Origin of the sequence: Myxococcus sp. CA005, from assembly GCF_006518205.1 — a bacterium.
Lineage (GTDB): Bacteria > Myxococcota > Myxococcia > Myxococcales > Myxococcaceae > Myxococcus > Myxococcus xanthus.
Genome location: NZ_SRLV01000101.1, coordinates 1 through 19,837, shown reverse-complemented (window position 1 = coordinate 19,837; position 19,837 = coordinate 1). Strand labels below are relative to the sequence as shown.

Here is a 19,837-nt window from a genome sequence, read left to right as displayed (position 1 = left end):
CTCCACGCGCACGCGTCAAGCGTCCAACAGCAGACGCTCGCGCGGCTCACCTCACGGGCAGGGGCCGCAATCCTGTGCGCAACTGTCGTACCGGTTGGAGGTGCCACACTGCTCCGTGGCCTGACATACGCTGTCTCCACACACATTCACATTCGTGGGAGACAGCCGCGTGGTGATGGGGCGGTAGGTGACACCGCCGAGCGTGCACGTCTCGTAGTAGAGGCCGCTCGAGTCCAGCGCGCAGTGGGACGTGCAGGCGCCCACGTACACCATGGGGGCGCAGGGCACGAGCGTCTCCGTGCCATCGTGGAGCAGGCCCGCGCAGGCGCGCGAGGTGCTCTCCTGAGGGCCCAGCGGAGCGCGCTCCGCGCCCACGTGGATGCCTTCGGCGTTGAAGAGGTTGCCGAAGAAACACGACTCCTGCCGGGAATGCGTGGCGAGCTCCTGCGCCGTGTAGGGAATGACGGCGCCAGCGCCGTCCAGGCCGAGGATGGAGATGAGCAACTCCTCTCCCAGCCGGTTGGCGTGGGCCGCCAGGCACGCGGAGACGACCTGCTGTTCGGCCAGCGTGGCCGGGCTTCCGCTAGCCCAGTCTGGCGCCAACCCCAGGCCGCCTTCCCACGTGTACGACTGCTCCATCGCGGGCTCTGTGTAGGTTCGCGTCTGCCCCGCGGGCACGGCGCAGCGGACCACGTAGCGCATCGCCATGTCGGCCAGTGAGGGATTGGCCTGGAACCAGGTGTTGAAGGCTTCCGACGACAGGCCATTGAAGGACAGGCCGTTGAATGACAGGCCATTGAAGGACAGGCCGTTGAATGACAGGCCATTGAAGGACAGCCCGTTGAACGACTCCTGCGCCTGCGTCCGCGCGCCGGTCGGGGACGCGGCGTCTGGCGGCGGAGGCTCGCAGCCAGCAATGCCAAGCATCGTCAGGGCGAGCATCGGAAACGTCTTCGGAAGCAGTGTCTTTTTCATCGACTCCCCAGTGGGTCCAGGTCGCCGGACGGCTCGCGGTGCAAGTGTCCGGGTGGGGCCACCCCGAGGAGTGCGGGCAGGGTGAAGGGTGGCCGGCGCGAAAAATTGCACCAGGGATGCGTGCGGGCAACCCGTACCCGCGGGCAATGTTTGCAGTCGCGGACAGTCGAGGCGTGCTGAAGGTGGGCTCGGAGTTCACACCGGCGGTGCCTCCCGGGGCGAGGGTGCCGTGGCGTTGTGGACGCGTCCGCGCGCGAGCGTCTCGTGCCGGATGCTGTCTGTGTTGAGGCCCGGAGCATGTGCCCGTCACGCATGGGCGGTGTTCGATCCGCGTGGTGTCATCTCTTCCGCGGGAACTGGCATCGCAGGAGCGTGCGATGGGTGATGTGTCCTCCAGAAGGCTGGCAGGCGCCGCGGCGGGCATGCTGAGGGCACTGCCCGGCCAGGAGTCCCAGCCGGCCTCCGCGACGCCTCCCGAGGGCTCCGTGGCGCTGGTCTTCACCGACGTCCAGGGCTCCACGCGGCTGTGGGAGCGTTGTGGCGCGGGCATGCGTGACGCGTTGGAGGTGCATGACCGCGTCCTGCGTTCCCTGCTGGTCGGCAGCACCGGCTACGAGGTGAAGACGCAGGGGGACTCCTTCATGATTGCGTTCCCCTCGGTGCTGGATGCGCTGACGTGGTGCCTGGAGGCGCAGGACGTGCTGCTGCGCGCGCCCTGGCCGGTGGACATCCTCTCCCAGCCCGAGGCCGCCGAAGAGGTGGGACCCGGAGGCCTGTTGTTCCGGGGCCTGCGGGTGCGCATGGGCGTGCACGTGGGCGAGCCGGAGTGCCGCGTGGACGCGCGCTCCGGACGGACGGACTACCTGGGCCGCATGGTGAACGTGGCGGCGCGCGTGGCGGCCGCGGGCCATGGAGGTCAGGTCCTGGTAAGTGGCGGCGCCTGGGCGCAGGTCGCGCAGGTGTTGGAGCCGCTGGGCCGGCCCGCGGTGCGTCCCCTGGGCGCGTTCCGATTGAAGGGCATCGATGATGCCGTGGCCCTGGTGGAGGTGCTGCCCGCGCACCTGTCGGAGCGGCGCTTCGGAGTTCCTCGTGCGCCGAGAGATCGCCAGGGGAACGTGCCCGTGCTCCAAGAGGGACTGGTGGGGCGAGGCACCGAACTCGGGCAGCTCCGCCGCTGGCTCGCGGATGGCGCGCGGCTCGTCACGCTGCTGGGGCCGGGTGGCATGGGCAAGACCCGGCTGGCCACGTCCTTTGGTGCGCTGGAACTAGAGTCGGGGGAATGGGAGGGCGGGGTGTGGCTGTGTGAGCTGGCCGAGGCCCAGACAGCGGAGGCGCTCTGCCTGTCGGTGGGCCATGCGCTGGGAATCCCCCTGCGCGCGGATGGCGACCCGACCGAGCCGGCGGAGCGGCTGGGACGCGCGCTGAACGACTGTGGCGACGTGCTGCTCATCCTCGACAACCTGGAGCAGGCCGTGCAGCACCTGCCCGCCACGCTGGGGCGCTGGCTCCAACTGGCGCCTCGCGCGCGCTTCCTGGCGACGTCGCGCGAGGCACTGGGCCTTCCCGGTGAGCGACTGCTGGACCTGGCGCCGCTCTCGGTGCCGGAGGAAGGCGAGTCCCGGCTGGAGGAACTGGTCCGGTCGGACGCGGTGCGCCTGTTCGCGCAGCGGGCGCGTGAAGCCCGAGGCTACTTCGAGCTGACGGCCGGCGAGGCGCCGATGGTCGCGGACATCGTGCGGCAGTTGGATGGAATCGCCCTGGCCATCGAGCTGGCCGCCGCGCGCATGGCGCTGTTGAGCGTGAGCCAGCTTCGGGAGCGGCTCACGCGTCGCTTCGAGCTCCTGCGCAAGGGACGGCCTGATGGCCGCGCGCGGCAGGCGACGCTGCGAGGAGCCATCGACTGGTCCTGGAACCTGCTGGAACCGGAGGAGCGGACCGCGCTGGCGCGCTGCTCGGTGTTCCGTGGCGGCTTCACGCTGGAGGCGGCGGAAGCGGTGCTGGGGCTGCCGCCGGACGGGCCCGCCGTGCTGGACGTGCTCCAGTCGCTGCGCGTCAAGTCGCTCTTGCGCGTGCTGGAGGCGGAGTTGCCCGGCGGTGACTCCCGGCTGGGTCAGTACGAGAGCATCCGTCAGTATGCCGCGGCGCGGCTGGCCGAAGAGGGCGTGGGCAATGCGGCCGCGTTGGCGGAGCGGCACGCGGATTGGTACCTGTCGCTGGCCTACGGCCTGCGCGCGCAGGTGCGCAGCCAGGGCGGTGCGGAGGCCTTGCAGCGGCTGGCACTGGAGCGGGAGAACCTCCTGGCGGCGTGTGACAACGCCCTGGCCGTGACGCCCGCGACGTCACGCTCGGTGGAGCGGGCGCTGGAGGCGTTGGTGGCGCTGGAGCCGGAGGTGGTGACGCGGGGCCCGGTGCGACTGTTGCTCGAACGGCTGGACGCGGCGCTGGCGCTGACGGACCGGGTGATGGGCGCGCCCAGGCTGGTGGCCGAGGCCGTGGCGGTGCGTGGCCGCGTGTTCCTGGAGGCGGGCGACCTGGTGTCGGCCCGCAGGGATTTGGAGTGCGCACGCGCATCACTGAGGACGCTGGGCGCGGTGGCGGGCGAGAAGCGCGTGCTGGTGGACCTGTCGATTGTGGCCCGTCACGAAGGTGAGCTGTCCCTGGCCTGGGCGCTGGTGCGCGAGGCGCGGCTGTTGTCGTCGGAGGGCGACCGCTGGTTGGACGCCTACACCGTGGGCAACCTGGGCCTGGTGGAGCAGGCCCGCTGCGGCGCGGAGGCGGCCATTCCCCATCTGCGCGCGGCGCAGGCGCTCTTCCACGGCGTGGGCGACGTGACGTTCGAGGTGGGCTTCCTGTCCAACTGCGCGGTGGCCATCGGGGAGATGGGGCGCACGCGCGAGGCGATGAGCCTGCTGGAGGACGCGATGGCGCGCTCGGCCAGTGTGGGAGACCGGGCGGGGCATGCGCTGGCTCGCCTCAACCTGGGCTGCTACCTGCTGGAGGAAGGGCGCCCGCAGGAGGCGCGCGAGCACCTGCTTGCCGCTGCGCGCATTGGCCGGCAGCTTGGGCAGCGGCTGCTGGAGGGCACCGCGCTGGGCGAGTTGGGGCGCGCGGAGCTGGCCCTGGGAGCGTGGAGCGAAGCCTGGGCCCGGCTGTCGGAGGCGGTGTCCGACCTGGGGCGCGTGTCGCGCGGGCAGGTGCTGCGCTTCGCGGTGTACCGGGCCGTGGTGGAGGCGTGCGTGGGAGACGCAGCGGCGGCGGAGGCGAGCTTCGTCGTGCTGGAGGGCGCGCCGGAGCTGCGGGACGACCCGGTGCTGCGCGAGCTGGCCGCGCTGCTTCGCGCGGCGGTGGACCTGGCGGAGGCACGGGCGGCCCGGGACGACGTCGCGCGGGCGCAGCGGGCTTTCGAGTCGGTGCGTCGGCGCATCGCGCGAGCCCGGAGCGCCCCGCCAGAGGCCGCCTCGTCGGACCTGCGCGGCGCGCTGGGCTTTCTGGAGGAAGCCTTGTGGCGGCTCACCTCGGAGCCGGAGGACGTGGAGGCACTGGAGGTGGAGGGCCGGGGCGCCCCTGTCTGCGCCGGGGCTGCTTGACGCCCCTGAAACGGCTGTGCTTCAAGCGGCGCTTCCATGCCCGAAGCGCGCGTCACCTTCGTCTCCGTCGCCTCGCGTGAGTGCCGTCCATGAGGCCCGCCCTGCCCGAGCGGCTGCGGCGCATCCAGGACACGGTTGCATCGTTCATCGTGGCGAACGCGGGCCCGCTGGGGGCCGCCGGAGTGGGGCTGTTGGCGTTCCTGGCCATCTACGGTCCGGCGGCGCTGAATCCCACCCGCCTGGCCTGGCTCATCCGTGACGACTTCAGCCAGCACCTGCTGGGCTGGTTGTTCTTCCGCAACGAGCCGCTCCGCTTCCCGCTGGGCGCCATCGACGGCTACCTGCATCCGCTCGGGACGACGCTCGGCTACATGGACGCCATCCCCTGGGTGGCGCTGCTGCTGCGGCCGTTCTCCAGCCTGCTGCCCGCCGACTTCCAATACATCGGTCCGTGGATGTGCATGTGCCTGATGCTGCAGGGCGCCTCCTCCGCGTGGGTGGCGCGGCGGATGGGCGCGACGGTGCCGCAGCAGTGGCTGGTGGGCGCGCTGCTCGTGCTGTCGCCCACGCTGCTGGCGCGCATGAGCATGGCGCACGAAGCGCTGTGCGCGCACTGGACCATCGTGCTGCTGGTAGGGCTCAACCTGATTCCGCAGCGGGACGCGCGCGAGGCGAAGCAGGCGCTGGGCATCGCGCTGGCGCTGTGCGTGTTCGCCGCGGGCGTGCACCCCGTGATTACCGCCATGGTGCTGCCGCTCGCGCTGGCGCTGTGCATGCGGACCGCGCTGGAGCAGCGGCTGCCCTGGCGGTGGCCCCTGCTGGGCGCCGTGGTGAACGTGGGCGTGGTGCTGGTGCTCTTCTACGTGCTGGGCTACCTCGGCACCGTCCGCACCCTGGGCGCCGACGCCTTCGGTGGGTTCTCCGCGGACCTCCTGGCGTTCGTCAATCCGATGGGCTACCGGGACTCCTGGTCGCGCTTCCTGGGGCCGCTGCCGAGGCAGGGCGCCCAGTACGAAGGCTTCGGCTACCTGGGGCTGGGCGTGCTCTTCGCGCTCTGGGCCGCGCTCATCCTGCTCGTGCGGGACGCGCCGCTCGTCGCGCGGCAGTGGCGCAGGCTGGTGCCGGTGGGGCTGGTGGCGCTGGGCCTGGGCTTCTTCGCGCTGTCCTCGCGCATCACCCTGCAAGGCGAGCTCGTCGCGGACCTGACGGGCCTCTACGCGCCGGTGATGCGGTGGGTGGAGCCCTTCCGCTCCTCCGGCCGCTTCGTGTGGCCGCTGTACTACCTGCTGGCGCTGGGCTCCGCGCTCGCGCTCATCCGCCTGCCTCGGCCCGCGGTGGCACCGTCGCTGCTGGCCCTGGCGCTGGTGCTGCAAGCCTTCGATGTGAATCTGGGGCGGGGCCATCAAGCGAAGGAAGGGCCGGCCTGGAACACACAGCCGTCCGATGCGCTGCGCGAGGCCGCTGCTGGACGCAAGCACCTGGTGCTCTACCCGCCGCAGATGCATGACGGCTCCGGGCGGGGCTGCCGCGCCGGGCCCATGGACTTCCACCGCTGGGCTTATCGCGCCTACTTGCTGGGGCTCACCTTCAACAGCGGCTACGTCGCGCGACTGGATGACGCGCGCGCGCAGCCCTACTGCCTGGGGCTCGACGACGATATCCGGGCGGGCAAGCTCGACCCGGAGACCATCTACCTCTCCATTCCGCAGCGGCTCCATGAGTTCCGCGCCATTCGCGGTACGCGCTGTGTGCAGGAGGAGCGGCTGTGGATGTGCGTCCTGGAGCAGGCGCCCGCTGCTCCGCTGGAGCACGCCTCGCCCTGAGTCCGGAGGGAGGACAGGGGGCGCGAGAGGGGGTATGGAAGGTGCGTGAGCGCTTCCTCTTCTCGCGGCATCCTCTTCGACCTCGACGGCACGCTGGTGGACTCGCTGCCGGACATCATCGACAGCTTCCTCCACGCCTTCGGGCACCTGGGGCTTCCGGCGCCGACCTACGAGCAGGTGCGTGCGCTCATCGGCCATCCGCTGGACTGGATGTACAGCCAGTTCGCGCCGGACCACGTCCCCGCGTTGTGCGTGGCCTACCGTGAGCACTACCCGCTCAACTTCCACCGGCGCTCGCGGCCCTATCCGGGCGTGGTGGAGGTGCTGCGCGCGCTGCGCGAGCGGGGCTACCTGCTGGCGGTGGCCACCACCAAGCGTCCCGACATGGCGCGCAAGTTCGTGGACGCCATGGGCCTGGGCCCGCTGCTCCACCACGTCCAGGGCACGGATGGCTTTCCGCACAAGCCCGCGCCCGACGTCATCCACCACGCGCTGGCAGCCCTGGGCACGGGCGGGTTGTGGATGGTGGGGGACACCGCGTTGGACTTGCGCGCGGGGCAGGCCGCGGGGCTGCGGACCTATGCCGTCACCTGGGGCACGCATCCGGTGGACGTGCTCGCGGGCGCGTCACCGGACGAGCTTCAGCCGGACCTGCAGCGGCTCCTGACGCACCTGCCGCCACTGGCGTGACAGCGGGCGACTTCGGGGGGGGGAAGCCAGCGCACGGCCTACCTGGACGACGGGGGGCAGGACCCCGGGCGCTGGCCTCGGGTCGCGCTCAGTCCGCCGCCATCCCCGGGCATTTGCCCGTGGCCAGGTACTTCGCGTTCCGGTGGATTTCGGAGCTCAGCTTGTCCTGCCGGGCCGGGTCGACGGCGGTGTAGACGATGACGACACCCTCCGGTGAGTCATGCACGCTGGCGATGGACGGCACCGACGGCGCGCCCGCGGAGCCCGGCTCCTCGCGGCCGCCCATCTCGTCGTAGTCCACGCCCGGTGGTTGGGCCATGCCGCTGCCGCCCGTGCCGTGCTCCTGCTGGAACTGCATCATCCTCCGGCTGCGCTGCTGGAGGTCCGCTACCTTGTTGGTTTCCGGCGTGACGATGATGAGGGCCACGCCCTCCGGGATGTCCTCCGCGCGCGCCTGCGCGCCGGACACGTCCATGGGGCAGTCCCGCTTCATCTCCGCCTGCGCGTTGGGCGGCAGGCCTTCGTTTTGCCGTGGCACCTGCTGCGCAGTGGGTGGCATCCCGCCATGGGATGTCTTGGCATTTCTGGAGCAACCGACCGAGAAACACATCACCGCCGAGGCGGCCAGCGCCGCCGGGAACCTGAGTTTGGACATGAGCCCCCCTTTGCTGAAAGTCCTGCGCGCAGAAGGTGGGGAGCGGTGCGCGGTGGTGGCAATACGCACTGACGTACCAGAGGGCCAGCCTCGGGGCCGATGCGCGTATTCGCGGCGCGACGGATGCGGCCGCAGTTCACGTCAGCCGCGAGACATCCTCGGGCGTGTCCACGTCGTCGCCACCCCCGGGCAGCGGGACGTCCACCACGCGCGAGGCCACGCGCGCAATCACACCACGCGCGCCCTGGCCCGGGCTGAGCGCATCCAGCTCCGGGAAGACGTCACGCGCGAAGAGGGCGGGTACGCCTCGAGTGTCCTCGTAGGCGGAGGCCACCACGGACGCGCGAGTCCGTTCAAAGGTATCCAGCAGCGTCCGCAAGTGTGCGGCATCCACGCGAAGCTGGTCGCACAGCAACACGAGCACGGCGTTCAGCGCGGGGGGCTCCGTCTCCCGCAGCGCACCGAGCCCCGCGCGCAGTGAGCCTCCAGGGCCTGCGGCCCAGTCCGCATGGTCCACGGTGCGCACGGGGAGGCCTGTGAGCTCCGCCGCGACCGCATCCCTCGACGCGCCCAGCACCACCACCACGGGGCCGCACCGCAAGGAGGCCGCGGCCTCGGCGGCGCGCCGCACCAGCGTCGAGCCCTGGTATCGCACCAGTTGCTTGGGGTGGCCCAGTCGCGAGGAGCCGCCCGCGGCCAGCAGCACCACGCCCACCGTCATGCGAGCCTCTGCGCCGGCAGGGGCGCGGCGGTGTGGATGGGCGCGCGCCGCTCGCGAAGCTTGCCGCCCTCGCGTCCGGCGACCACCGCTTGAAGCTCGGCGATGATGGACAGGGCGATTTCCTCCGCGCCTTCCGCGCCCAGGTCCAGGCCCACGGGCGCGTGCAGCTTCTCCAGGTGTGCGTCGGTGGGCGGGGAGGGCAGCTCCGCGAGCAATCGGTCTGTGCGCGAGCGAGGTCCCAACACGCCCAGATAGCGCAGGGGCCGTGGGAGGAGCCGCGCCAGCAGCTCGCGGTCCTGCGGCAGGCTGTGTGTCATCAGCACGGCCAGCGCACGGGGCGATAGGGGCACCGCACTGGGCGCGTCCGGGGCCTTCGCCGACACCACCGCATGGGCCTGGGGAAAGCGGCGCCGCAGGGCCTGCGCGGGCCGGTCCGCCACCACCGTGACATGCCAGCCCAGGGCCGCGGCCTGGTTCACCACCGGGGCCACGTCGAATCCGCTGCCAAAGAGCACCAGGGGATGGGGCGGCTCCACGACTTCCACCAGCACGTCCGCGCCGCCGCAGGGGCCGCTCCACGTCCGGCCCGCTTCCAGCGCCTCGCGTGCGGCTTCGCGCACGGCGTCGCCCAGTGCGCCGGACAGTTGGCCCGCTTCGGTGCCGTCATCGCGGAGCTTCAACCGGGAACCCACGGCGTTCGCGGGGCCCCGGTACACCGTCGCCACCACCGCCCGGCGCCCCGCTTCCCGCGCCTCGGCGGCGAAGGAGAGGGCCTCGCCCGCGCCCGCCTCCCAGCGCTCCAGCAGCACGTCCACCACGCCGTTGCAGCCCAGCGCGAAGGAGAAGGCACCTTCGTCCTCCGCGGTGTTGCTGGTGGAGTCGTAGCGCAGCAGGCGGGGCCCGGTGGTGGTCCAGAAGAAGGCCTTGCGGACGATGTCGGCCTCCAGGCAGCCGCCGCTGATGCCGCCCGCGAGCCATCCGTCCTCGCTCATCAACATCCGCGCACCCGGCCGCCGGTAGGCGGAGCCCGATACCTCGACCACCGTGGCCAGGACCAGGGGGCCGCGAGCTTGCGCCCGCGCGCGGAGGATGGCGTCCAGGTCCTTCATGTCTCGTCGTCCTTGGTGGGGGTGACTGGAACGCGACGAGAAACTGTAGTCGGCGCCATTCCATCCCGGCCAGTGACGTTCTTTCGCGGGAGTTCCCCCGGGGCGGGCCTGGGGGCGACACTCGACACACGCGGCGACTGGATGAATCCTCGCGGCTGGGGTGTAGTTCCCATCCGCATGCCCGTTCTGCGTTACGCCTTCACCCTGAATGCCGTGCGTGAGCTCGGCCGTCTGGCTCCGGACATCGCCCGGGCACGGGCGGAGGCGGCCCTGGACACGAGCCTCCTGCACATTCGCGAAGCCTGCACGGCCGCGCTGGGCATGGAGTTCGACACACTGATGTGCTTCGACGCGCGCTCCGTGGTCCGCCTGTTCTCACACGCGGAGCAGGCCCGCATCCTGGCCCGGCTGGTGGACGAGCGGGCACGCACGCTGGCGCGGCTGGGCCGCTTCCAGGAGGCGCTCGAGGACACCGTCTACGCGGGGCAGTTGCTGGCGTGCTCGCGCCAGCGCTTCGGCCTGCCCAAGGATGCACGCGCGGCGGAGACGCTGGAGCGCGAGGTGCCCGAGCTTCGTTGACCCACGCGTCGTGGGCCGCGCTTCACCGGGAGCGCTCGCCACCCGGCGGCGGTTCGTCCTCACGGCGGGCGGGCTCGGGTTCGGGTTCGGGTTCCGGCTCCAGTCGCGCCTGCCGTTCGCTGGCTTCCCAGGAGGCCTGGGCATCGCCCGCATGGACCTGACGGGCGGAGTCGTCATCCTGCTGGTCCGTCCACGAGGTGTGGCCCCCCGCGTAGCCTTCCAGGGGACGCGGTCCCCGGTGGGACTCCACGTCCAGGTCCTTCTGCTCCTCCTCGCGCAGCCGCCTGCGCTCCTGTTCCCGCTCGCGCTGGTGCTGCCGCTCCAGAATGTCATCCACCATGGTGCCGTCACCTCCTGCACCAAGGTGGTGTCCCTCCGCGAAGTCGGCAGCGCCGGACATGGCCACACGCGGCGGGCCGCATGCCCGGCGTTCAATCAACGGGCACCGGGCGCGAGCACGCTCGCGCCGGTGCCTCCAGGCCATGTCAGCCTTCGCGCATGCGCAGCACCACCTTGCCCGTGGCGCGCCGGGCGTCGAGCTCACGCAGGGCCTGCGCGCCCTGCTCCAGCGGGAACACCGGGCCCACGACGGGCGTGAGCACACCACGGTCCGCCATGGCCTCCAGGTCCTTGGCGATGGTGGGCGTCAGGGATGGCTCGTGCAGGAGGAAGCCGCCCCAGGCCACGCCGACCACGTCGATGTTGCGCAGCAGGAGCCGGTTCACCTGGACCTCGGGGATGCGCCCGCTCGCGAAGCCCACCACCAGCAGCCGGCCTTCGGGCGCCAGGCACTTGAGGCTCTTGTCGAAGATGTCGCCGCCCACCGGGTCCACCACCACGTTGGCACCCAGGCCGCCCGTCTTCTCCCGCACCTGCGCGACCCAATCTCCGGTCGACAGCAGCACCTCGTGCGCGCCGGCCCGCCGGGCGACGTCCGCCTTGCGCTCGTCGCTCACCACGGCGATGACGCGTGCCTTCGCGCCGCGCGCCACCTGCACCGCCGCCGTGCCCACGCCTCCCGCGGCGCCATGGACCACGACGCTCTCCTCCGCCTTGAGCCGGCCTCGCCGGTGCAGCGCGAAGTGCGCCGTGTGGTAGTTCATCACCACGCCCGCGGCCGCCTCGAAGCTCCAGTCCGCGGGGATGGGGAACACCATCTCCGGCTGAATCGCGGCCACCTCGGCGAAGCCGCCCAGTCCGAAGCTGAAGGCCATCACCCGCTGCCCGGGCTTCACCCCCGCGCCCGCGGGGGCTTGCCGCACCACGCCGGCCACCTCCACGCCCGGAATGAAGGGCAGGGCGGGCTTGAGTTGGTACTGCCCCCGGGTGAGCAGCAGGTCCGGAAAGCTCACCCCGGCCGCCACCACGTCGATGAGCACCGAGTCCCCCGCCTCGGGCTCGGGCACGTCCACCAGTTGGAGCCCGTCAGGGCCGTCCAGCCGCTGTAGCTGCAATGCGCGCATCGTTGCCTCCCGGACAGGAAGCGTAATGGCCAGCCACGTCGATGCCAGTGTTGCCTCACGCGCGCGGGCGGACCCCGAGTCCGGCACAAAGTTCACACGACCTGTGGAAAACCGAGGCCCGCCTGGACGACCTGTCACGTCACGTGGAAGGTTGCTCGCACTCGTAGTGGACCTCGCAAATCCACGAAAGCAAAGGAATAATCGTAAATAACCTGAAATCTAAGAAGAGGATAGAAACTGAAATAATCGCGCAACCTTGAAATACGCGTCATCCCTGTGTCATCGTGCCTCCTAATCTTTCCGCTTAGGAGGATTACATGGTGCAGAAGAGAGTTCGCGGAGCGCTCGGTATTGCGGCGCTGTCTGTCGTTGTCGGTTGCAACGAGTCCACCCCTGCCCCCGAGGCCGACAAGCCTACGGATGCCGCGAAGGCGGCGATGCTGGAGAATGGCGCGAAGGTCATTCTGACGGACAACCAGAAGGTGGCGCAGTTCGTCACCGGTCTGTCGATTGCTCTGCCGGATATTCCTGCCGCGGGTCCCAAGGCGCTCAACGCGTCCGCGCTGGCCTCGGTCGTCGACGCCGTGGCGCCGACGTTCCGCCTGGAGCCGGGCAACCTGGTCTTCAAGAAGGCGCACACGGACAAGCAGGGTGACAGCCACTACCGCTATTCCGTGAAGCACAACGACATCCCGGTGCTGGGCGGCGAGCTGATCCTGCACGCGCGCAACGGCAAGGTCTTCGCGGCGAACACCAACGTCCGCAGCGACCTGCGCGCCGAGCTGAAGGCGACCATCGCGGGTGAGATTGCCACGTCCGCGGTGGACTCCGACCGCGAGACGCTCAAGGGCTGGGTCACCGACAAGAACCCGGAGCTGGTGTACTGGCGCGTCGATGACGAGCTGCGCCTGATGTACAAGGTCGTCCAGCACGGCAACAAGGCGGACGGCACGCCCGTTCGCGACTGGGTCCTGGTGGACGCGCGCAACGCGGATGTGATGCTGCGCATCCCGCAGATCAAGGAGTCCCTCGACCGCCGCCTCCACAACGGCAACAACACCAGCACCCTGCCGGGCGCGGTCGTGCGCATCGAGGGCGCGGCGCCGGTGGCGGACCCCGTGGTCAACACCAACTACGACCACCTGGGCACCGTCTACGACTGCTACAACACCCTGTTCGGTCGTGACTCCATCGACAACGCGGGCGGCACGCTCATCAGCACCGTGCACCACCGCGTCAACTACGTGAACGCCTTCTGGGACGGTACCCAGATGGTGTACGGCGATGGCGACGGCGTGACGGCCACCAACCTAGCCAACTCGCTGGACGTGACGGCGCACGAGCTGACCCACGCCGTGACGGACAACGAGTCGGACCTCATCTACTCGGGTGAGTCCGGCGGCCTGAACGAGTCGATGTCCGACGTGTTCGGCGCGGTGTGCGAGTGGTACGGCGACGGCGCGGACGAGGTCTCCCCGCGTCACTGGCTGATTGGCGACGACGTGTGGACCCCGTCCATCCCGAACGACGCCCTGCGCTACATGAACGACCCGGCGCTGGATGGCGACTCGCTCGACCACTACCACAACTACGTGCCCGGTACCGGCGTGCACTACAGCTCCGGTATCTCCAACCTGGCGTTCTACCTCCTGTCGCAGGGCGGCACGCACCCGCGCGGCAAGAGCACCATCGTGGTGGCGGGCATCGGCATCGAGAAGGCCGCGCAGATCTTCTACAAGGCCAACACGTTGATGGTGCCGACGTCCAACTTCGAGGCCGCGAAGACCATCTCGGAGCAGGCCGCGGCGCAGCTCGGCTACGACGCCGCCACCATCGAGTCGGTGTCGAACGCGTGGAAGGCCGTTGGCGTCAGCGTCCCGGTTCCGCCTCCGCCGACGGACCCCATCGTCAAGGACACGCCGGTCGTCGTGTCGGGTGGCGCCAACGAGAAGAAGTACTTCGAGGTCACGGTGCCGGAAGGTGCCTACAACCTGCGCTTCACCCTGTCGGGTGGCACGGGTGACGCCGACCTGTACGTCCGCTACAACAACGCGCCCACCACCGCGCTGTATGATTGCCGCCCGTACGCCGGTGGCAACAACGAGGTCTGCACCTTCGCGGCTCCGCAGCACGGCAAGTGGTACGCGATGGTGAACGGCTACCGTGCGTACTCCGACGCCACGCTGACCGTGACCTGGGAGGGTGGCTTCGTCCCCATCGAGAGCGGCATCGCCGTGGAGAACCTCTCGGGCGCGGCGGGCTCCTCGCAGGTGTTCATCCTCGACGTTCCGGAGCGTCGCCCGGGCCAGGGGAAGAACAACATCTACATCCAGACGGGCGAGGGCAAGGGCAACCCCGACCTCTACGTCAAGCGCGGTGGCGCCCCGACGCACGCGGACTACGATTGCCGCAGCGTGAAGGACCACCAGTCGGAGAAGTGCAACCTCATCAACGCTCCGGCCGGCCGCTACTACATCGAGGTCTACGGCGCGAAGGATGGCTTCGAGGGCATCGTCCTCATCGGCTCCTTCCTCGAGCCGCTGCCCAAGTAGTCTGAAGTGACGGCGCGGCCTTGAGCCGCGCCGATGAGGCCCCGGGTGCTCCGCTTCACGCGGCGCCCGGGGCTTCGTGCTTTCTACGGCGTGGGGCCGGGGAGGATGACGCGCAGGCAGCTCTCCCACGCGTGCACGCCCCGGTACTTCCACTGCACGGGGTAGCCCAGCGACACCTCTTCGAAGCGCACGCCGTCACGCCACAGCGTCGCGGGCATGTGGAGGTGGCCGGAGACGACGACCTCCGCGCGGTAGCGGGTGTGCCAGTCCTCCGTCTGCTTCGTCCCGCACCAGATGGAGAAGCGGGGGATGCGCGGCAGCCGCACGTGCTCGTAGCGCAGCGGGTAGTGGTTGACGAGGACGGTGGCGCAGCCCGGGGGGAGGGCGTCCAGCCGGGCCCGCGTGGCTTCGACGCGCGCGGCGCACCAGGCGGCGCGGCTGGCGTGGGGCTCGGGGTGCAGCAGCACCTCGTCGGTGCACAGCAGGTCATCCTCCCAGGCCCACTCCAGCGCCTTGTCCGCGGGCACATGGTCCGGGCGGAACGTGTAGTCGTAGCCCAGGAACATGGGGACGATGACGCGCTCGGGGCCAGGGCCGGGCCAGCGGGGGTAGGGGTCCTCCGGCGTGAGGGCGCCGTAGCTGCGGCACAGGCTCACCAGCCGCTGGTAGCGCGCCTCACCCTTCAGTTGCGGCTGCTCCGACGGCATGGTCCACAGCTCATGGTTGCCGGGCACCCAGATGACCTGGCGGAAGCGCTGGGTGAGGGTGCTCAGCATGAGCTCCATCTCCGCCAGCGTCTCGCCCACGTCCCCCGCGACGATGAGCCAGTCCTCCGGATGGGCCGGAAGCGCCTGGAGCGCCAGGCGGTTGTCGTTGTGGCGCAAGTGCAGGTCGCTGATGGCGTAGAGCTTCATGGCGCGTCGAGCGGCACCTTAACGCGGGCTTCCCATCGATGCTGCACCGATGCCCAGCATCCGCAGCAGGGCATGCACCTCCGAGGGTGGCGCGGCGCGGTCCATCCACGTGATGTCCCGCGCCAGGGGCGGCATCACCGCATGCAGCGCGCAGGCGGTGCGGGGGTGGCTCGCACGCACCTGCTCCAGCAGCCCCAGCCCGTCTCCGTCCGGGAGCAGATCGCCCGTCACCACCACGGACGGCGCTTCTTCCTTCACGAGCGCGAGGGCCTCCTCCACGCAGCGGGCGAAGCGCTTGCCGCCGGGTAAATCCCTCACGAGACGCCGCAGCGCGGCGAGTGAACGTGGGTCTTCGTCCACGAACAAGAAGGTCAGCATGGTCTTCGCGCCAGCAGGGTGAGACCTGTGTGGTTGGCCAAACGCACGAGGTTGCCTACCTACAAGACTACTCAGGAAGTTCTTGGATGCCAACCTCTCAAGTCATATCGACATGTGCGGACCCGCTAGGTTAACGACCCATGGAAAAGACTCTCGCATCCCGCCTTGGCGGAGCGGCTCGCCTTGCTCGGACCCGACTGAACCTGACCCAGGCCGACGTGGCGGAACGCATTGGCATCGCGAGCGAAGTCTATGGCCGGCTCGAGCGCGGGCACATGCTGCCGAGCATCCAGACGTTCCGCAGGTTGTGCACGGTGCTCTCCATCTCCGCGGACGAGGCGCTGGGCCTCAAGCCGGTGCAGGAGGTGAAGTGGGCCGCCGAGCCGCCCAGTGACTACGGCGAGTCCGCGGAGCTGCGGCGGCTCATGCGCCGGGCCAAGCAACTGGACCGGACGTCCATCCGGATCCTCAGCGTGCTCGCGGCGCAGTTCAAGCCGCGCGGCTGACGCGCGTTCCCGGCGGGCGAGCGCAGCGCTCACCGCCCGGGCTCCAGTTTCGCCAGGCGCTCCCGCAGCTTGCGCGCGGAGGGGAAGCCGTTGAAGAGCACCACCTGCGGGTGGGCCTCCAGCGCCTCTCGCTCCACGGCCTCCTTGGCCAGCGCCCGGTCCACGCCCAGCAGCAGGCCCGCGTCCGGCCGCGAGCGCAGCTCCGTCAGCCTCCGGGCCAGGGGCGCCGCATGCCATGCGTGGAAGAGCTCCAGCGCGACTTCTCTCTTGGACGCACGGTGGCGGAAGGTGAGGTCCGGCACGCACAGTCCGGAGGCGCCCACGTGCCGGGGAAGGGGCGTCAGGTCCAGCTCCCAGGCGTCATCCGCGAAGCCCTCCGCGAGGGAGGCCACTTCCGGAGGAATGTGACCCAGTGCGGCGGGTAGGGGCGAACGCAGCGGGTCCTTGTGGCTGAGCATCAACGTGGCCTGCCGCCGTGAAAGTTCCACGGTGGCGGTCAGCTCCCAGCGCTCCAGCACCGGCACCACGGACAGGAAGGTCGCCAGTTGCAGGCCGTACTTCTTCTGGAGCGCCAGCATGGCCCCAGGGCCCTCCACGTCGAGCGCCCAGTTGTCGTCGTCACGCCACACCTCGGCCACCAGGCGGCAGAACTTGAGCCACCGGAGCACCTTGCGCACGCGCAGCAGGTCCGGCGCCTGGGCTCGCAGGCGGAGGCGCCGTGCGGACAGCAGGGGGCCCTGCGCCAGCGCCAGGTTGTAGCGGTCCAGCAGGTCCTGGGCGTTCAGTGCCTCGCCGTCCCACCCCACCAGCCGGCGGTGGCCGGGCAGGTCCGAGTACAGCGCCTCTCGGGCCTCGGAAAGGGGGACGGGGAGCGTCTGGGCCAGCCGTGCCTCGAAGCCCTCCACCGTGGCGTCGGGAGGCAGCGCACGCAGGACCTGTCCCGCCGCCTTGATTCGCTCCCAACGGGCTTCCGTGACGCCGGGCGCGGGCTCGTCGAAGAGGAGCCGGTCCAACACCAGCTTCACCAGGCCGCGCGCCACCTTGGGCTTGGTGAAGGCGCCGGCCTTCAAGCCCAGCGACTCCTCGATGTCGTCGCGCTGGCCGCCGCGCGACGCCGCTACCTCCGCGAGCAGGTCCTGGGCGAAGGTCAGCAGCTCCGTGTCATCGCGCTTCACGAAGACGGGGCGCAGGACGCCCTGGCGCACGCGGAAGTTGAGCAGCTCGCGTGTCAGCATCTCAGCCGCCCTCCTGATAGGCGCCGTGCTGGCGTCGCCGCTCGCTGATGCTGCTCTCCGCCGTCTGCGCGGAGCACACCTCGTACAGCAGCGCGCGCTTCCCCGGCCGTTTGCGCAGGATGCGCCCCAGCCGCTGCACGTGCTCGCGCACGCTCGCGCTGCCGCTGAGCACCACGCCCACGCGCGCCTCGGGAACGTCCACGCCTTCGTTCAGCACGCGCGAGGTCAGCAGCACCGGCAGTTCCCCGGAGGCGAAGGCGGCCAGCAACGCCTTGCGCTCGGGCACGGGCGTGTGGTGCGTCAGCGCGGGGAGCAGGAAGCGGCGCGCCAGCGTGTACACCGTCTCGTTGTCGTCGGTGAACACGAGGACACGGTCGTCCCGGTGCTCCAGGAGGATGCGCCACAGCACCTCCTGCTTGCCGCTGGACGTGAGCGCAATCCGCCGTTGCTCGCGGTAGGCGCGGTACGCCGCGCGGCCCTCGTCACTGCGCTGGCTCTGCGCCAGGAAGCGCGCCCACCCGTCCGGCGCGGAGAGCGGCACGCTCAGCCTGCGCACGAAGCCCAGGTACAGCGCGCGCGCCGTGTCGTAGCGCGCCTTTTCGTCGGGCGTCAGCGGGACTTCCACTCGCTTCACTTCATAGGGCGCCAGGTATTCACCCTGCAGCTCCCGGATGTCCGAGCGGTGCACGCGGGGGCCCAACAGCTCCTCGCAGACGCGCTCGCCGCCATCGGCGCGCTCCAGCGTCGCGGTGAGGCCCAGCCGGTACGGCGCCAGCGAGCCCTCCGCGATGAAGCGGTAGCTGGGCGCGGGCAGGTGGTGGCACTCGTCGCACACCAGCAGGCCGAAGCGGTTGCCGTGGAATTCCGTCTGCATCGCCGCGGAGTCGTACGTCGTCACCGTCAGCGGCTGCCGGTCATTCACGCCGCCGCCCAGCAGGCCCACTGGCGCGGAGAAGTGGCGCGCCAGCACGCCCTGCCACTGCGTCATCAGGTCCAGCGTGGGCACCACCACCAGCGTGGGCCGCTTCACGTGGGCGATGGCGAGCACCGCCAGCAGCGTCTTGCCCGCGCCCGTGGGCAGCTCCACCAGGCCACGTCCGCCCGCGCGTGTCCACGCCTCCAGCGCCTGCTGCTGATGCGGAAAGGGTTGGATGGGCGAGGTGAGCGGCAGCTCCAGCGGCTCGAAGCGCTTCGCCTTGTCCTCGTAGGGGATGCCCAGTTCCCGCAGCCGCAGCACCGCCTCGCGGTAATGCCACGCGGGCGCGCGGTAGACGCCGGTGCGCCCGTCCTTCTGGAAGAGGGCTCGCAGGCGAGCATCTTCCGGCAGTGTGGGCGCGACCAGGGTGCCGCAGTCGAAGTGGAGCTCGGTGGGCGACGGCATCGGCGTGTAGGGACCTAGCCGGTCATCCTGGGTTTCGCCAGTCTCATCGAAGGCCTGGAAGGCAGGCTTGCAGGCATGCGCTGTTCACGGTACCCAGCGCGTCGCATGCGTTTCATCTCGCTCGTTCCCATGCTGTGTGGCCTGGCGGTCGTGGCTCAGGCTGGTCTCAACCGTCGCTTCGGGGGCCAGTGGGGCCTGATGAGCGCCGTGCTCCTGAACATGGTGGTGGCGACGGTGGCCACCTTCGCGGTGTACTTCGTCGTGCGCACGGTGCCGGGGCTCTGGCCGGAGGCCGCGGCGGGCCAGGGTCGCTTGAGCGGCTTCACGCCCTGGCACCTGTTGCCGGGGCTGTGCGGCGTCGTCATCGTCCTGGGCATGCCCTTGGCCATGAGCCGCCTGGGGGCGGTGCAGTCCGTCCTGCTGCTGATGGCGGCGCAGCTCCTCACCAGCCTCGTGTGGGATGCGATGGTGGAAGGCCGCCCCGTGACGTTCCCCCGGGTGCTGGGCTCCGGGCTCGCCTTCATCGGGGCCACCATCGCCGTCTGGAAGGGCTAGATTCAGCTGCAAGATGCGCCGGGTCCTCATCGTCAGTCCTCATGCGCCTTCGCGCGAGCTGTTGCGCCGTATCCTCGAGGCGCCAGACCTGGCCATCTCCGTCACCGGGGATGCGGACGACGCCTTCGCCTCGCTGACGTCCCGGCCCCCCGCGCTGGTGGTGGTGGACGTGCGCCGCCCGGATGAGGACCACCCGCTCTTCCTGGGCTTGCTCCGCAAACGTCACCCGACGCTTCCCGTCATCGCACTCGTCCCGGGCAGGTTGCGCATCTTCGACGGGCGGCACGAGCGTGTGGTCGAAGCCCACGGTGACACCGCCGAGTCACTTCATCAGATGCTCGTCTCGCTTCAACAGGCCATGCACGAGCTGCTCGCCCAGGACCTGCTCCGGCTGTGGCGCCCACCTGTCGGGCGCGCCTGAAGGGCTTCGTCGTCGCTTCAACAGGGGACCGGTATGCCGGGACGGGCTGTTCGGCCCGCGAACGTAGTTTTTTCCGGCTGCCGTCCGGCTCCGCTTCCGCCCCCTGGTTCCGTTTTCTTGTAAGTGGCTGAAATAATTCGTGTTTCGTGCTCCAGATGGCACGGCACGGCGAATGCTATGGCGTTGGGCACGGTGCGACGCGGACCGGCGGATGGGGATGGTTGGCGGGTGAGGGACGCCGGTGCGGGTCGCGGGTTGCAAGGGCGGGACGGAGCTGGGGCGGCGCCTGGAGT

General features: G+C 70.4%; 18 protein-coding genes. 8 read left to right on the top strand and 10 right to left on the bottom strand.

Annotated elements, in window-relative coordinates; translation table 11 throughout:
* Positions 1-51 precede the first annotated feature (51 nt).
* A complete protein-coding gene (locus FMQ63_RS31635) occupies positions 52-975 on the bottom strand; it encodes a hypothetical protein (RefSeq protein ID WP_225909506.1) in 924 nt (307 codons plus the stop codon).
* A gap of 299 nt (positions 976-1,274) precedes the next feature.
* On the opposite strand from FMQ63_RS31635, the gene FMQ63_RS31630 reads away from it, so the two are divergent.
* The 3 genes from FMQ63_RS31630 (at position 1,275) to FMQ63_RS31620 (ending at position 7,075) form a co-directional block, all read left to right on the top strand.
* Positions 1,275-4,562 carry an adenylate/guanylate cyclase domain-containing protein gene (locus FMQ63_RS31630; protein ID WP_011556063.1) on the top strand — a complete coding sequence of 1,096 codons (3,288 nt, stop codon included), beginning with the start codon at positions 1,275-1,277 and terminating at the stop codon, positions 4,560-4,562.
* A gap of 89 nt (positions 4,563-4,651) precedes the next feature.
* Positions 4,652-6,385, top strand: a complete 1,734-nt coding sequence (locus FMQ63_RS31625; RefSeq protein WP_216609387.1) for a DUF6311 domain-containing protein — start codon at positions 4,652-4,654, stop codon at positions 6,383-6,385.
* A 45-nt stretch (positions 6,386-6,430) separates the two neighbouring features.
* The gene (locus FMQ63_RS31620; protein ID WP_011556061.1) at positions 6,431-7,075 is read left to right on the top strand and encodes an HAD family hydrolase; all 645 of its coding nucleotides are present in this window, start codon (positions 6,431-6,433) and stop codon (positions 7,073-7,075) included.
* An 88-nt stretch (positions 7,076-7,163) separates the two neighbouring features.
* Here FMQ63_RS31620 and FMQ63_RS31615 read toward each other — a convergent pair whose 3' ends face one another.
* The 3 genes from FMQ63_RS31615 to FMQ63_RS31605 form a co-directional block, all read right to left on the bottom strand.
* Entirely contained in the window at positions 7,164-7,634 is a 471-nt protein-coding gene (locus FMQ63_RS31615) for a hypothetical protein (protein WP_225888130.1), read from the bottom strand.
* Positions 7,635-7,866: 232 nt separating this feature from the next.
* A complete protein-coding gene (locus FMQ63_RS31610) occupies positions 7,867-8,451 on the bottom strand; it encodes an NTP transferase domain-containing protein (protein ID WP_011556059.1) in 585 nt (194 codons plus the stop codon).
* Positions 8,448-9,560: an XdhC/CoxI family protein gene (locus tag FMQ63_RS31605; protein ID WP_011556058.1), complete on the bottom strand. Its 1,113-nt coding sequence runs from the start codon at positions 9,558-9,560 to the stop codon at positions 8,448-8,450. The genes FMQ63_RS31610 and FMQ63_RS31605 overlap by 4 nt, the downstream gene beginning before the upstream one ends.
* Positions 9,561-9,737: 177 nt before the next feature.
* Between FMQ63_RS31605 and FMQ63_RS31600 the strand changes: the two genes are divergently transcribed.
* Positions 9,738-10,139, top strand: a complete 402-nt coding sequence (locus FMQ63_RS31600; protein ID WP_020479057.1) for a hypothetical protein — start codon at positions 9,738-9,740, stop codon at positions 10,137-10,139.
* Between the two features lie 22 nt (positions 10,140-10,161).
* Here FMQ63_RS31600 and FMQ63_RS31595 read toward each other — a convergent pair whose 3' ends face one another.
* Positions 10,162-10,479, bottom strand: coding sequence for a hypothetical protein (locus tag FMQ63_RS31595; RefSeq protein WP_043613328.1), 318 nt, complete (start codon positions 10,477-10,479; stop codon positions 10,162-10,164).
* A 145-nt stretch (positions 10,480-10,624) separates the two neighbouring features.
* The gene (locus FMQ63_RS31590; protein WP_011556056.1) at positions 10,625-11,602 is read right to left on the bottom strand and encodes an NADPH:quinone oxidoreductase family protein; all 978 of its coding nucleotides are present in this window, start codon (positions 11,600-11,602) and stop codon (positions 10,625-10,627) included.
* A gap of 317 nt (positions 11,603-11,919) precedes the next feature.
* On the opposite strand from FMQ63_RS31590, the gene FMQ63_RS31585 reads away from it, so the two are divergent.
* Positions 11,920-14,154 carry a M4 family metallopeptidase gene (locus FMQ63_RS31585; RefSeq protein WP_011556055.1) on the top strand — a complete coding sequence of 745 codons (2,235 nt, stop codon included), beginning with the start codon at positions 11,920-11,922 and terminating at the stop codon, positions 14,152-14,154.
* An 83-nt stretch (positions 14,155-14,237) separates the two neighbouring features.
* On the opposite strand, the gene FMQ63_RS31580 is transcribed toward FMQ63_RS31585, so the two are convergent.
* Positions 14,238-15,068, bottom strand: coding sequence for a metallophosphoesterase (locus FMQ63_RS31580; protein ID WP_011556054.1), 831 nt, complete (start codon positions 15,066-15,068; stop codon positions 14,238-14,240).
* 18 nt (positions 15,069-15,086) lie between these two features.
* Entirely contained in the window at positions 15,087-15,446 is a 360-nt protein-coding gene (locus FMQ63_RS31575) for a response regulator (RefSeq protein ID WP_225909505.1), read from the bottom strand.
* Between the two features lie 140 nt (positions 15,447-15,586).
* Between FMQ63_RS31575 and FMQ63_RS31570 the strand changes: the two genes are divergently transcribed.
* On the top strand, positions 15,587-15,952 hold the full coding sequence (locus FMQ63_RS31570) for a helix-turn-helix transcriptional regulator (RefSeq protein WP_011556052.1): 366 nt from the start codon (positions 15,587-15,589) through the stop codon (positions 15,950-15,952).
* Positions 15,953-15,981: 29 nt separating this feature from the next.
* On the opposite strand, the gene FMQ63_RS31565 is transcribed toward FMQ63_RS31570, so the two are convergent.
* Together FMQ63_RS31565 and FMQ63_RS31560 are read right to left on the bottom strand one after the other, a co-directional pair.
* Positions 15,982-17,187 (bottom strand): DUF790 family protein, encoded by a 1,206-nt coding sequence (locus tag FMQ63_RS31565; protein ID WP_011556051.1) that lies wholly within the window; start codon positions 17,185-17,187, stop codon positions 15,982-15,984.
* Position 17,188: 1 nt separating this feature from the next.
* Positions 17,189-18,568: a DEAD/DEAH box helicase family protein gene (locus tag FMQ63_RS31560; protein WP_011556050.1), complete on the bottom strand. Its 1,380-nt coding sequence runs from the start codon at positions 18,566-18,568 to the stop codon at positions 17,189-17,191.
* Positions 18,569-18,673: 105 nt separating this feature from the next.
* Here FMQ63_RS31560 and FMQ63_RS31555 point away from each other — a divergent pair, with 105 nt between their 5' ends.
* Both FMQ63_RS31555 and FMQ63_RS31550 read left to right on the top strand, forming a co-directional pair.
* Positions 18,674-19,123, top strand: coding sequence for a DMT family transporter (locus tag FMQ63_RS31555; protein WP_225909504.1), 450 nt, complete (start codon positions 18,674-18,676; stop codon positions 19,121-19,123).
* A 13-nt stretch (positions 19,124-19,136) separates the two neighbouring features.
* Entirely contained in the window at positions 19,137-19,544 is a 408-nt protein-coding gene (locus FMQ63_RS31550; RefSeq protein ID WP_011556048.1) for a response regulator, read from the top strand.
* Positions 19,545-19,837: the final 293 nt, after the last annotated feature.

What these genes read in the sequence shown, in the direction of transcription:
- FMQ63_RS31555 (WP_225909504.1), top strand. Translation starts at nt 18,674, where the DNA reads ATGCGTTTCATCTCGCTCGTTCCCATGCTGTGTGGCCTGGCGGTCGTG.
- FMQ63_RS31565 (WP_011556051.1), bottom strand. Translation starts at nt 17,187, where the DNA reads ATGCTGACACGCGAGCTGCTCAACTTCCGCGTGCGCCAGGGCGTCCTG.
- FMQ63_RS31580 (WP_011556054.1), bottom strand. Translation starts at nt 15,068, where the DNA reads ATGAAGCTCTACGCCATCAGCGACCTGCACTTGCGCCACAACGACAAC.
- FMQ63_RS31590 (WP_011556056.1), bottom strand. Translation starts at nt 11,602, where the DNA reads ATGCGCGCATTGCAGCTACAGCGGCTGGACGGCCCTGACGGGCTCCAA.
- FMQ63_RS31625 (WP_216609387.1), top strand. Translation starts at nt 4,652, where the DNA reads ATGAGGCCCGCCCTGCCCGAGCGGCTGCGGCGCATCCAGGACACGGTT.
- FMQ63_RS31615 (WP_225888130.1), bottom strand. Translation starts at nt 7,634, where the DNA reads ATGCCACCCACTGCGCAGCAGGTGCCACGGCAAAACGAAGGCCTGCCG.
- FMQ63_RS31635 (WP_225909506.1), bottom strand. Translation starts at nt 975, where the DNA reads ATGAAAAAGACACTGCTTCCGAAGACGTTTCCGATGCTCGCCCTGACG.
- FMQ63_RS31605 (WP_011556058.1), bottom strand. Translation starts at nt 9,560, where the DNA reads ATGAAGGACCTGGACGCCATCCTCCGCGCGCGGGCGCAAGCTCGCGGC.
- FMQ63_RS31570 (WP_011556052.1), top strand. Translation starts at nt 15,587, where the DNA reads ATGGAAAAGACTCTCGCATCCCGCCTTGGCGGAGCGGCTCGCCTTGCT.
- FMQ63_RS31550 (WP_011556048.1), top strand. Translation starts at nt 19,137, where the DNA reads ATGCGCCGGGTCCTCATCGTCAGTCCTCATGCGCCTTCGCGCGAGCTG.
- FMQ63_RS31575 (WP_225909505.1), bottom strand. Translation starts at nt 15,446, where the DNA reads ATGCTGACCTTCTTGTTCGTGGACGAAGACCCACGTTCACTCGCCGCG.
- FMQ63_RS31600 (WP_020479057.1), top strand. Translation starts at nt 9,738, where the DNA reads ATGCCCGTTCTGCGTTACGCCTTCACCCTGAATGCCGTGCGTGAGCTC.
- FMQ63_RS31560 (WP_011556050.1), bottom strand. Translation starts at nt 18,568, where the DNA reads ATGCCGTCGCCCACCGAGCTCCACTTCGACTGCGGCACCCTGGTCGCG.
- FMQ63_RS31610 (WP_011556059.1), bottom strand. Translation starts at nt 8,451, where the DNA reads ATGACGGTGGGCGTGGTGCTGCTGGCCGCGGGCGGCTCCTCGCGACTG.
- FMQ63_RS31595 (WP_043613328.1), bottom strand. Translation starts at nt 10,479, where the DNA reads ATGGTGGATGACATTCTGGAGCGGCAGCACCAGCGCGAGCGGGAACAG.
- FMQ63_RS31585 (WP_011556055.1), top strand. Translation starts at nt 11,920, where the DNA reads ATGGTGCAGAAGAGAGTTCGCGGAGCGCTCGGTATTGCGGCGCTGTCT.